At 74.5% G+C, this 12,093-nt stretch carries 9 protein-coding genes; 3 read left to right on the forward strand and 6 right to left on the reverse strand.

Features of this window, described 5'->3' with window-relative positions; genetic code table 11:
- Positions 1–535 precede the first annotated feature (535 nt).
- Positions 536–1,681 (reverse strand): transposase domain-containing protein, encoded by a 1,146-nt coding sequence (locus ABZ449_RS19145; RefSeq protein WP_360347069.1) that lies wholly within the window; start codon positions 1,679–1,681, stop codon positions 536–538.
- Between the two features lie 339 nt (positions 1,682–2,020).
- On the opposite strand from ABZ449_RS19145, the gene ABZ449_RS19150 reads away from it, so the two are divergent.
- Positions 2,021–5,170, forward strand: a complete 3,150-nt coding sequence (locus ABZ449_RS19150) for an AAA family ATPase (RefSeq protein WP_360347071.1) — start codon at positions 2,021–2,023, stop codon at positions 5,168–5,170.
- Positions 5,171–5,748: 578 nt separating this feature from the next.
- A complete protein-coding gene (locus ABZ449_RS19155; RefSeq protein ID WP_360347073.1) occupies positions 5,749–6,405 on the forward strand; it encodes a hypothetical protein in 657 nt (218 codons plus the stop codon).
- Positions 6,406–6,441: 36 nt separating this feature from the next.
- Here ABZ449_RS19155 and ABZ449_RS19160 read toward each other — a convergent pair whose 3' ends face one another.
- Positions 6,442–7,311, reverse strand: a complete 870-nt coding sequence (locus ABZ449_RS19160; RefSeq protein ID WP_360347075.1) for an NAD-dependent protein deacetylase — start codon at positions 7,309–7,311, stop codon at positions 6,442–6,444.
- Between the two features lie 309 nt (positions 7,312–7,620).
- On the opposite strand from ABZ449_RS19160, the gene ABZ449_RS19165 reads away from it, so the two are divergent.
- The gene (locus ABZ449_RS19165) at positions 7,621–8,307 is read left to right on the forward strand and encodes a Tat pathway signal sequence domain protein (RefSeq protein ID WP_360347077.1); all 687 of its coding nucleotides are present in this window, start codon (positions 7,621–7,623) and stop codon (positions 8,305–8,307) included.
- Positions 8,308–8,370: 63 nt separating this feature from the next.
- Here ABZ449_RS19165 and ABZ449_RS19170 read toward each other — a convergent pair whose 3' ends face one another.
- The 4 genes from ABZ449_RS19170 to ABZ449_RS19185 are packed head-to-tail and all read right to left on the reverse strand — an operon-like array spanning position 8,371 to position 12,085.
- Complete coding sequence (locus tag ABZ449_RS19170; protein WP_360347079.1) at positions 8,371–9,132, reverse strand: methyltransferase domain-containing protein; 762 nt, start codon at positions 9,130–9,132, stop codon at positions 8,371–8,373.
- Between the two features lie 3 nt (positions 9,133–9,135).
- Positions 9,136–9,936 carry an SDR family oxidoreductase gene (locus tag ABZ449_RS19175; RefSeq protein ID WP_360347081.1) on the reverse strand — a complete coding sequence of 267 codons (801 nt, stop codon included), beginning with the start codon at positions 9,934–9,936 and terminating at the stop codon, positions 9,136–9,138.
- Positions 9,933–10,796 (reverse strand): TauD/TfdA family dioxygenase, encoded by an 864-nt coding sequence (locus tag ABZ449_RS19180; protein ID WP_360347083.1) that lies wholly within the window; start codon positions 10,794–10,796, stop codon positions 9,933–9,935. The genes ABZ449_RS19175 and ABZ449_RS19180 overlap by 4 nt, the downstream gene beginning before the upstream one ends.
- A 14-nt stretch (positions 10,797–10,810) precedes the next feature.
- Positions 10,811–12,085, reverse strand: coding sequence for an aminotransferase class III-fold pyridoxal phosphate-dependent enzyme (locus tag ABZ449_RS19185; RefSeq protein WP_360347196.1), 1,275 nt, complete (start codon positions 12,083–12,085; stop codon positions 10,811–10,813).
- Between the last annotated feature and the right edge of the window lie 8 nt (positions 12,086–12,093).

Here is a 12,093-nt window from a genome sequence, read left to right on the forward strand (position 1 = left end):
GACCTCAACGGCTCCTACCGTGACGGCGTCGGCCCCCGCCGGACAACCCCTAGCCGCGCGGCACGGGCGCGCACACGCGGGGCCGTTCGGGCGGCCCGGGTAGGGGATGCCCGGCGGGGCCCCGGCACGTCCGCGGGCCGCTGGACTGCGGCGCCGTGCGGGTGATCGGCCCACGCTAGTCGATCGTGCCGCCCGGACAAGGGGGCCTCGTCGCGCCGGGGGGAGGTTAGGGGGCGGCCGGTGGCCAACTTTAGGGGTGTCGGCCTGATCGCTCCGGGGAACCGGACCCGCTGGTTCCACCGGCGGAACCGCAGCCGGCACCCGGCCCGGCGACTCGACGGGTCACCGGCGGAACGTGCGGGCCGGGCAGGCAGAACGTGTGCGGAACGAGCGCCTCCGAACCCATCCGGTAGTACCGGAAGGATTCGGTCCAGTTCCCCTCGCCCGGCCTGCGCGCCGACGCCGAATGCACTGTCATGTTTTCGGCCATCGAAAAGAAGCGGAACAGCCGATTCAGCCCCTTCCCACCGGTGACTTAACGGGCCGGACCGAAAGCCCTCAGCCGGCCCACCGCGTGATGGACCAGCAGGTGGCCCCAGATCTCCTGCTCGACCCCCTCGGGCGAGCAGGAGCGCAGCACCCTCACGGCGCTCAACTGATCCTCCGTCAGTTCCCGAAGGGCCGTCACCCCCGATCTCCACCCGCCGTGCAGCGCGGCCAGCTCGGCGGCGGGTGCCCGTACCGGGTCGAGGATCGTGGTGAGCAGCCGGCCGGGCTCCCCTGCGGAGCGGTCCTCGACCACCCGCACCACCGCCACCCCCGCCCGGCCACGTCCGCGTCCGCCTCGGCCTCGACCTCGGCCTCCGCCACCGTCGAGGGCGACCCCGGTCAGGTACGAGCCGTCGAGGGCCGCCCCCGTCAGGTAGGAGCCGTCGGACAGCTGCTGACACACCGGCAGCACCGCGTCCGGACCGGCCCGCCACAGCAGGTCCGCCCCACCGGCCGAGGCCGCCCGCCAGGACATCGGATCGTCGAACCCGCCGTGGTCGGCGAGCAGCAGGTCACCGCCGCCGAGGCGGTCGAACAGGCCGCGGGCCAGGTCCGGGACGGCGGCCGACGGCGGACCCGCGGCCGCCGCGGTGACCGCGTTGCTGCCGCAATCGGCCAGCGCCACCAGCCGCACCCGCGGATACCCGCCCTCGGTCTCCGGCGGCCCGAAGTGCGCCAGGTTCTCGGCACTGTCCGGCACCTCGAGCACCGCGCCCTCGACGGCGACCAGGCGCCACCCCCGGTACCGGGCTCCGCCCGCCCGTCCGGCCCCCGCGGCCCCCGCGGCCCCCTCGGCGGTCTCGGCCGGCTCCGGCCGGGCGACCTCGGCGAACAGCTCCCTGAGCGGCCCCGCACCCAGCTTCAGCCGGGCCCGCGAGATCGCCGCCGTACTGGGCACCTGCCCCGGCGCGGCACAGCGCCTCCCCCAGGCCAGGCCCCCGGCGAGCGTCCGGGCGACCTCCCGGTAGCCCTGCCCGGGGAACAGACACATCGCCAGGACGAAGTAGACCGTCACCTTCGGCGTCATCAGCCGGTTCCGCTGCCCCTCCCGTCCACACCGGGCCACCACCCGGTCCACCAGCTCCGGCGGGAACGCCCCGGTCAGCAGCCCGACCGCGATGCGATCCGGCAATCCCCCACCCGGCTCCACGCCGAACTGCCCTGGTCGCGACATCCGACACCTCCTGAAACCACGTTACCGACCCGAGGCCTAAGTCACCGGTGCGGTGCCGAACCCGATCCCTAGCCGCGGTCGTTGAAGTTCGCCTAGGGTGAAAGTAGATGCAGACCCGGGCTCTCGGACCCGTCGGCGCCGCATGTGCTGTGCACGTTGCGCATCTGATTGATCACGCAAAGTCATGGAGGCTCAAGGCATCACGGGGGAGTCAGCCTTTCCGTTGCGGTGGATGAAAGTCTTTTACACAACAACTCGGAGGCATTCTTGCTGATTCGAGCCGAACAGCATGAAGCGTTGGAGTATTTACTGGCTCTATTCGACGGACTGTCCAGCGGAAACGGGCGGGTGGTCCTCGTCAGTGGAACCCTGGGAAGTGGTAAGACCCAACTACTGCACGATTTCTCGGCACTGGCGGCGAAAGAGGGGGCGCTGGTCCTCCAGGCCACCGGTTCACGGGCGGAGCGGGACCTCCCCATGGGGGTCGTCGAGCAGTTGCTGCGCTGCGCCGAACTACCGAGCGAACTCGCCGCGGAGATCCCCGGCCTGGTCGCGGAGGCGTTCGGCGACCACCTGGGGTCCGGTCACCGGTTCGAACGGCCGAGGGCCGTGGAGAACGAGACGATCCGCCGTCTCGGCAACGTCCTCCTGGGCGCCTGCGACGGCCGCCCCGTGGTGGTCGGCATCGACGACGTGCACTTCGCGGACGCCGCCTCGCTCCAGGCGCTGCTGTACCTCCAGCGGCGCATGCGCCCGCAGCGCATGCTCATGGTGCTCAACGAGTGGGACCGGCCGCAGCCCACGCTGCCGATGTTCCGCGCCGAGGTGACCCGCGCGCCGCACAGCAGGATCCAGCTCAAGCCGATGTCCGAGCCCACCATCCGCGACATCCTCGAACGGACCGCGGACCACGCGATCGAGCCACGACTCGCCCCGGCCGTCCACCGGCTGAGCGGGGGCAACCCGATCCTGGTCCACGCGCTGATCGAGGACAACCACTTCGACGCCGGCCACGGCCGGGCCCGGCCCGACGACGCCCCTCACGTCGGCCGGTCGTTCGAAATGGCCGTACTGGCCTGCCTCTACCGCTGGGAGCCGCAGATCCTCTCGGTCGCCAGCGGCATGGCCGTCCTGCGCGAGCACGCCTCCCCGGCGCTGCTCGGCCGGCTGCTCGACCTCGACCGGCAGTGCGTCGGGCAGGCGTTGGAGATCCTCACCAACGCCGGCCTGGCCAACGGCGACGAGCTCCGCCACCCGAACGTCGCGGCCGCCGTCCTGGCCTCGCTCTCCCCCGAGGAGCGGACGGCGCTGTACACCCGGGCCACCAGGCTCCGGCGCGAACTGGGCATGGCCACCACGGACATCGCCGCCCAGATCGTCGCCGCGGGCGAGGCCGGCGGCGACTGGACCGTGCCGATCCTCACCGACGCCGCGGAGCAGGAGCTGGCCTCGGGGAAGACCTCGACCGCACACCTCTACCTCAACCTGGCGCTGGCCGCGGCCAACGACGACCAGCACCTGGCCACCCTGCGCACGTACGTCCGCTCCACCTGGCAGACCAACCCCAGCGCGGTCGCCCCGCACACCACGGCGCTGCGCGAGGCCCTGGTGGAGGGAAAGCTCACCGGCCGGGACGTCGTCACGCTGATCCGCGCCCTGCTGTGGCGGGGCGACCTCACCATCGTCTCCGCCGTCCTCGCGGAGGCCAAGCACGCGGACCTCACCCTCGGACACGAGGACGGCGCCGAACTCCTGCACGTCTTCCACTGGTTCTTCGGCCCCTCCTTCACCCGGTCCTGGAACCTCGACGAGCTCTGCGGCCCCACGACCGGGGGCGCCCGCCCGCCCACGGCGGCGGAGGCGATCGACGTCTTCTCCCGGGCCTGGTCCCGGGGCGGCGACGCGGCGAGCGCCTCGCTCGCCGAACGCGTCCTGTCCTCCTGCCGGGTGGACGAGATGCCGCTGGAGGCGATCACCACGGCGATCCTCGCCCTCGCCGACGGAGACCAGACCGGCCGGGCACTGCTCTGGTGCGACGAACTGATCGGCCACGCCACCCGGCGGGGTGCGACCACCTGGCTGGCCCAGCTCAAGGCGGCCCGCGCCGACGTCTGCCTGCGCGACGGCGACCCCGGCACCGCCGCCGAACTGGCCTCGGACGCCCTCTCCTTGGCGGGCGAGGAGAACTGGGGGGTGTCGATCGGCTATCCGCTGTCGGTGCTCATCCAGGCCCACCTCGCGCTGGGCCGGACGGACGACGCCGCCAAGGAGGCCGGCCGGGAGGTCCCGAGCGCCATGTTCGAGACCGTGATGGGCATCCGCTACCTGCACGCCCGGGGCCGTCTCGCCCTGGCGGCCGGTCGGACCTCGGAGGCGCTCGACGACCTCCGGACCTGCGCCCGACGGCTCAGGGTCTGGCAGTTGGACATCTCCGCGCTCATCCCGCTGACCGCCAGTCTGGTCGAGGCCACCTTCCAGGCCGGCGATCCGGAGGCCGCCCGGGACCTGGCGGCCAGTCGGCTGGAGGAGCCGTCGCTGGACGACCGCGCCCGCGGCGTCCTGCTCCGCATCCTGGCCGACCACGACGGGGGCCGGGGCCGGGAGGAGCCCGCCCTGCCACCCCGGGCGGTCGACGGCCTGCGGGCGTCCGACGACCGGCTCGAACCCCTCCGGACGGAGGCCGCGTCAGCGGCCCGGGCGGAGGCCGGGTCGCGCCGGGTCCGGACCGGGTTCGTCGCCGCGGCCGAGCACGAGCGGTCCGGCCACGGCGACGGGTCCGGGCGCGACGAGGAGCCGCGCCCGGGCGGGGCGGCACACCTCGGCACCGACCGGCACACCGGTGCCGGCCTCGGCGACGAGGACGGTCCCCGGGACGGCGGCGGACTCCCCGCGGACGACGGGCCGCGCGACGACGTCCCACACGTCGCGGTACCGCACAAGGTCCCGCACGACGACGACGGCGCGCGCGTCGCCGTCCCGCACGACGGCGTCTCACGTCTCGCCCTCTCGAACGACGACGGCGAGGCGGCGCTCCTGCTGAGACCGGCGCCGACGACCGTCGCGGGCGGCGCGGCGGCGTGTTCGGTGCTCACCGGCCTCAGCCGGGCCGAGCTCCGGGTGGCGAGGCTGGCCGCACAGGGCGACAGCAACCGGGAGATCAGCGACAAGCTCTGGATCACCGTCAGCACGGTGGAGCAGCACCTGACGCGCATCTACCGGAAGCTCAACCTGAGCGGCCGGGCCGGCCTGGCGGGCCTGCTCCGCGCGGAGCTGCTCCCCGCCGATGCCCCCGTCTTCCGGGACCCGCCCGGCGGATCCGCCCGGATCGGGCCCGAGGTCGGCTTCCACGCCGTGGAGCTGGTGGGCTGCGCCGCCTCCGCGGTGGAGGCGCTGGAGGCCGTCGGCGACGCGGCCGGCCTGGCGGCCGACGGGGTCGCCGTGGGCTGAACAGCCCCGGCCCGCAGCCGATTTCACGGCACGGCGGACAGCGCTCGAACGACACCGGGCACCCTCGCGGACCCTCCGCGGCGGTGCCCGGTGGCGTGTCCGGCGCCCTGCCCCGTGCCCTGCCTCCGCCCCGTCCGGTGGTGCCCGGGCGCGGGTGCCGCGAGCGGCACACTGACGACGGGCCGCCTCCGGCCCCGTCCCGACGCACCGGGCGTCCGCACAGCCGCCCGGGTCCTGACGTGTCCCTGCCCACCCCACCCGCCGCCCACACCCCAAACACCCCACCACGGCCGGCCCCGCACACTTGGCCGAATCCCGCCGCACACCCCGACTCGGCCCGACCCGGCCCCTCGCGCAACCGACCCGCCGGCGACACCCGGCACCGGCCCACACGGCCGACCATCTCGCGACCCAGCCCCACCAACCCGCCGTCCACCCCGCAGCCCGCAACCACCCCCGCCGGAAACCGTCCGGAAGGACCGGTTCCAATTTGTGACGTGACCCTGTCTAGTTCGTTCCCGTCCTGGTGTGGTGGGATGAGGCCTCACGGGGATGAAACCGCTGACGGGGGTGTACTGGTGCGGAGTGGATGGCTGCGGGAGCTGGACGGGGACGCGGCGCGCCTGGCGGCCGTGGGGCTGGTGCGGCTGGGGGCCCAGGACTGGCTGAGCACGGAGGCCGGGGTGCCGGCCTGGGTGGGCGGACTGCGGGCGGCCTCGTTCGCCGATGCCTGGCTGGCGTTCGGTGACGGACCCGCGTCCGGGCTGCGGGTGCCCGCCCCGGCGGTCCTGCGGGCCGTGGTGGCCCGGGCCGCCGAGCTGGTGCTGCGCTCCTGCCGGGAGGACGGGCCGGCGGCGCTGGAGTGGCTGGGGCAGCGCTCGGCGGAGACCCGTGAGCAGGCGCAGCGGGAGGGCGCCTCGCACCCGGCCGAGCCGTGCGCGCTGACCATGGTGTGGCACGGCGTCCAGGCGCTGACCACCGAGGACGGGCCGTGCCACGCCCGCCGGATCGAGGAGCGCGGCGAGGCGTACGTCCGGGAGCGGCACCGCCGCCAGGACACCCTGGCGCTGGTGCTGTGCTGCACCCGGATCGCCGCGGCCGCGCTGGTGGAGCTCTGCGAGGGCGATCCGGACCGGGTGGGCGGGTGGCTGGAGCAGGACGCGGCGCGTTCCATGCCGCGCGGCGGCCGGGTGCCGCTGTGGGTGCCGGGTCGGCCCGCCCTGCCGGCCGGCTGAGCGCGCCGAACGGGCCGCGCCGCCCGTACGGGCCGGTCAGGCCGCGTCGAGCAGCCGGGCGACCTCCGTCATGGCCTGCCCGAGCGGCAGGTCGAGCCGGAGCGCCGCGAGTTCGTCGCCGCGCGTCGGCCCCTGGTTGACGATCGCGACCGGCAGCCGCGCTCGGGCGGCGCGGCGGACGAAGCGCAGCCCGGAAAGGACCGCCAGGGAGGAGCCGAGGACCACCAACGAGCTTGCCGCGTCGACCAGTTCATAGCAGTGCTCGACCCGGGGCGCCGGAACGTTCTCGCCGAAGAAGACCACGTCGGGCTTGAGCACTCCGCCGCAGTCCGTGCAGGCGGCGACCCGGAAACCGTCCACCACGGGCTGCGGCAGCTGGGCGTCGCCGTCGGGCCGCAGCTCCGCCCGGGCCGACCGGAAGCCCCGGTTGAGCTCGTCCAGCCGCCGGTCCAGCTCGGCCCTGGTGCTGGTGCGGCGGCAGCCGAGGCAGACCACCCGGCGGAGTCCGCCGTGCAGTTCGACGGCCTCCCGGGTGCCGGCCGCATGGTGGAGGCCGTCCACGTTCTGGGTGATGACCGCCGCGACGTGCCCGGCCCGGCGCAGCCGTTCCACGGCGTGGTGCCCGGCATTGGGCCGGGCCCCGGCGATCGCGGGCCAGCCGGTGTGGCTGCGGGCCCAGTAGCGGCGCCGCGCGTCCGCGCTGCCGGTGAATTCCTGGTACGTCATCGGGGTGCCGCTGCGGCGCCGGCCGGTGGCGCCACGATAGTCGGGGATGCCGGACTCCGTGGACAGCCCGGCCCCGCTGAGCACCACCGTGCCGCGCCGGTCCAGCAGCCGCACCAGGGCTTCCAGCTCCTCCCCCGGCGGAACGGCGGCCCGTCCGCCCGGGTGTTCGAACGCGTCCATACCGTCGAGGTTAGACCGACGGCGGCCGGTGGCTCCCCGCCCGGCCGGAGAGCTCCCCGACGGCGCCGGTGGCGAAGGCCGTGATCCGCCTCAGGGGCGGGTTCCGCGCAGGCGGCGGCTCCGCCGCGCGGCCGGGCCACGGCGCGGCTTGTTGACGAAAAGTCAGCAAGTTCGTCCCATCGCCTTGACGGCACCCGGTCACGGCTGGACCCTATGGACCCGGAAACGCCGCGCGCTCCCCGGTCCCCACCGCTCGGGGGAGCCGCGAGAGGACGTCTTCTCGCCCCTCACCGAGGAAGAGGTTTTCCCATGCGCTTCAGCCGTCACCTCGCCGTCACCGCCGCCGCCGTCTGTGCGGCCGGCGCGCTGGCCGCCGCCCCCGCCTCCGCGTCGCCGCAACCCCTCTCCGCCGGTCCGGTGCTCACCACCGGGAGCGCGGGCGGCAGCGCCGTCGCCGTGGGCGACGCGCTGGCCGTGCCGCTCGCCACCGGCACCAAGGCCACCTTCTACTCGACCGCGACCAGCACCACCGGCGTCACCTGCGCCACCTCGCAGCTCTCGGCCTCGGTGCTGAGCAACCCGGCGGCGCCGGGCAGCGCGACCGCGTCGCTGACCGGGCTGACCTTCGGCTCGTGCACCGCCAACGTCACCGGAGTCACCTCGGTGCGCAGCCTGACGGTCGGCAACCTGCCGTACGGCGTGACCGTCTCCGACGCGCCCGGCCTGCCGGTCACCCTCACCGGCGGGTCCGCCGGGACGATCCAGGCCACCGCCGTGCTGGACACCTGGTTCGGCACCATCACCTGCTCCTACCAGCTGAGCGGCGCGTTCACCGGCAGCGCCGACAACGCCGCGCACAGCCTGGCCTTCCGCACCGAGCACTTCGCCAAGAGCGGCGGCTCGACGCTCTGCCCGGCCGACGGGTACTTCTCCGCGACGTACGGCCCGGTCAGCGACACCAGCCAGGCCGGCGGTCCGGCGGTCTTCGTCAACTGACCGCTCCCGCAGCACTGTCGGGGCGGTCACGGCACCGCCGCCGTGCCCGCCCCGACAGGCCGCTCAGGCGCCCGGCTCCCGGTGACGCCACCGCACCGGGTCCACGGCCCCCGCCGTGCCCGGTCCGGACCGCACCGGCGCGGTCCGGGCCGGCGCCCGGTGGCCGGCGGTGGAGAGCACCAGCATCTCGTCGGCCCCCGGCTGGAACTCGTAGGCCACCCGCTCCACCCGGCTGGGGACGCCGATCCGCGCCAGCTCCTCGCGCAGCGCCGCCAGCCCCTCGTAGGGCGCTCCCGTGTCGTACACCACCAGCGGGAAGATCCGGACCTCCCGGCGCGCCACCCGGGCGAGCTCCAGCAGGGCCGCCCGGTGGAAGTCCTCGTCCAGCCGGTTGCCGTACGAGAACAGCAGGTGCGAGCTGAGCACCAGGTCGAAGGAGTCGTCGGCGAAGGGGAGTCGGGGCAGCGAGCCGGCCACGTAGCGCTCCGGACGGGCGGCGATGTCGGCGCGGAAGGTGCGGGCGTTGGCGGTCCACCGGCGGATCATGTCGTCCGCGTCGGCGTACCAGGTGTGGACGAAGCCGGCCGTCTCCTTCGCCAGCCGCTCGCGTTTGAACGCGGTCTCCCGCTCTACCAGCAGGCCCAGCTCCTCGCGGTGCTCGGCGTACTGGCGGTCGGCGGCGACGGCGTCGATGCCGCGCCGCCCGGCCTCGGCGACGAAGCTCGCCGCGCCGGCGGGGCAGTCCAGGATGCGCCGCTCCAGGTCCCGGTCGCCCAGCGTGAACATCGCCCGGTACTCCGCGAAGGAGCGCGCGCTGACCAGCACGGCTCAGCCCCTTCCGACGAACGGCATGGTGGTCGGCAGCACCACCAGGGACTGGATGGTGGTGTCCGGCGGCTGCGAGGCCATCAGCAGCAGCGCCTCGGTGAAGCGCTCCACCGGGATGGTCGCCTCGACGGCCATGGTCCGGTCGGCCTGCATCGCGGCCGGCTGCGGGCCGCCGTCCACCGGGGTGACGTTGCCGACGTCGATCTGCCCGCAGGAGATGCCGTACGGCCGGCCGTCCAGGGCGAGCACCTTGGTGAGGCCGAGGACGGCGTGCTTGGCGGCGGTGTAGGCGATCGAGTCGGGGCGCGGGACGTAGGCCGAGGGCGCGCCGTTGTTGATGATCCGCCCGCCTTGCGGGGACTGGCTGCTCATCACCCGGAAGGCCTCGCGGGCGCAGAGGAAGCCGCCGGTGACGATGGTGTCCAGCACCCGGTTCCAGTCCTCGAACGGGGTCTCCGTGATCGGCCGGCGCGGGGCGGCGGCCCCCGCGTTGTTGAACAGCAGGTCCAGCCGGCCGTACCGGTCGACGACGGCGTCGAAGAGCCGGGCGACCTCCTCCGGGCTGCGGATGTCGGTCGGAACGGGCAGCACCCGGTCGGCGGCCGGGCCGGCCAGGGCCGCGGTCTCCTCCAGCGCGTCCTTGCGGCGCCCGGCGACGGCCACGGTCCAGCCGGCCGCCAGCAGGGCCAGCGCCGAGGCCCGGCCGAGCCCGCTGCCCCCGCCGGTGACGATCGCCACCCGGCCGTGCGGTGCGGTCACCGCGCCGGGGTCTCCTCCGGTGGTCACGGCTCCAGTGGTCACGGCGCCCACTCCTCCCCCTCGTTCACCCAGACCCGCAGCATCCGCCGGGCGTACGGCCCTGGCTCGTCGACGAACGGCGAACGCCCGTGCAGCACCCGGCTGTTGCGGATGATCAGCAGGTCGCCGGCGGCCATCGGCAGCCCGAAGGCGATCTCCGGCCGGTAGAGCACCTCGTCCAGCACGCCGAGCGCCTCCCACTGACGGTCCGTCAGTTCCGGCCCGCCGCGGTCGGGGGAGGAACGGACGGTGCGGGTCTGGTAGTAACAGCCGATCGTCCCGTCCTTGCGGTCGTACAGGATGGGGGTGACCACCACCTGCGGACCGGCCCGGCCGCTGCGCTCGAAGGTCCAGTTCTCGCGGAGCGTGGCCAGCGCGTCCGGCCGCTCCCGCTCGATCAGGTCGTGCACGTGCCGGGCGCTGGCCAGCTTGGTCAGCCCGCCGCCGTCGAAGGCGGGCCGCAGGCAGAGCAGGACCAGCAGGTCGCAGGTGTCGCAGTGGAAGCCGAGTTCGGTGTTGCCGTCGCCGTCCTGGTCGTGCAGCACCGAGGTGAGGTCGCCGCGCCCGTTCTGCGGGACGATCCGGCCGAAGTCGCCCAGCAGGAAGGAGAGTACCTCGGTGATCTCCTGTTCCGGGTGGGCCGGATCCACCAGCCCGCTCACATGGGTGACGCCGACCGAGTCGGCGGCGTTGCGGACGAACTCCCGCAGTCGGGCCCGCACCTCCTCGGCCGCGTCCCACCGCCCGGCCCGCGCGTCGGCCCAGAGCAGCCGCCGCTCCCGTTCCCCCAGCGGGAGCGACCAGAGCTCCCGCCGGGCATCCAACTCCAGGCTGCTCCAGCCGATTTCGGTCACCGCGTCCATGTCCTCTCCTTTCCCTACCGGCCGCCGGCCGAGGCGGCCTTCGCCCACAACTCCAGGCCCTCGTCGATCTGTTCGGCCGTGACGACCAGCGCCGGGATCATCCGGACGACATTGAGGTGGATCCCGCACAGCAACAGCAGCAGCCCGTGCTCGGCCGCGCTCTGCTGGGCGCGCCGGGCCGCGTCCGGGTCCGGCGTGCCGTCGGGACGGCAGAACTCGCTGGCGGCCATCAGTCCGAGCCCGCGGACGTCGGCGATCCCGGGCGTCCCGGCGGCCACCTCCCGCAACCCGGCCAGCAGCCGGGCGCCCTGCTCGGCCGCGTTCTCGACCAGCCGCTCCTCGCGCAGCACGTCCAGGGTCGCCAGGGCGGCGGCGCAGGCCACCGGGTTCCCGCCGTAGGTGCCACCCTGCGAGCCCGGCCAGGCGCGCCCCATCAACTCGGCCGGCGCGGCGATCGCGGACAGCGGGAAGCCGCTGGCCAGCCCCTTCGCGGTGATCAGGACATCGGGGCGCAAGCCGGCCCCGTGCGGATGGGCGCTCTCGTGCTCGTGGGCCCAGAACCGGCCGGTGCGGCCGAAGCCGGTCTGCACCTCGTCCACCACCAGCAGGATGCCGTGCCGGTCGGCCCGCTCGCGCAGACCGGCCAGGAAACCGGGCGGAGCGGGGACGTAGCCGCCCTCGCCGAGCACCGGCTCGACGAACATGGCGGCCGTCTCGGCGGGAGCGGAGACGGTGGCGAGCACCTCGTCCAGCCCGCGCAGGGCGTACGCCACCGCCTCGTCCTCGGACAGGCCCAGCCGGAACGCGGCCGGGAAGGGCGCCACCGCGACCCCGGGCATCAGCGGGCCGATGCCGGCCCGGAACCGGGTGCCGGCCGTGGTGAGCGAGGCCGCGCCCATGGTCCGGCCGTGGAAGGAGCCCTCGAAGACGATCACGTTCTGCCGCCCGGTGGCGTGCCGGGCGAGCCGCAGCGCGGCCTCCACCGCCTCGGTGCCGGCGGTGGCGTAGAACAGCGAGTCCAGGCCGGACGGCAGCACCTCGCCGAGCCGCTCGGTGAGCGTGAGGAGCTGGTCGTGCAGCACGGTGGTGTACTGCCCGTGGATCAGCCGGCCGGCCTGTTCCCGGACGGCCTCGACCACCTTCGGGTGACAGTGGCCGGTGCTGGTCACGCCGACGCCGGAGGTGAAGTCGAGGTGGCGGCGTCCGTCGGCGTCGTAGAGGTGGAGTCCTTCGCCGCGTACGGCGACGACCGGGGTGGCCTGCTTGAGCGCCGGGGAGAGCTGGGACACGGGGCCTG

Source organism: Kitasatospora sp. NPDC005856 (assembly GCF_040629945.1).
GTDB lineage: Bacteria > Actinomycetota > Actinomycetes > Streptomycetales > Streptomycetaceae > Kitasatospora.

Bases quoted from the DNA above. Each gene is read 5' to 3' on its own strand.
- ABZ449_RS19160 (WP_360347075.1), bottom strand. From the start codon at position 7,311: ATGGACGCGTTCGAACACCCGGGCGGACGGGCCGCCGTTCCGCCGGGG.
- ABZ449_RS19165 (WP_360347077.1), top strand. From the start codon at position 7,621: ATGCGCTTCAGCCGTCACCTCGCCGTCACCGCCGCCGCCGTCTGTGCG.
- ABZ449_RS19180 (WP_360347083.1), bottom strand. From the start codon at position 10,796: ATGGACGCGGTGACCGAAATCGGCTGGAGCAGCCTGGAGTTGGATGCC.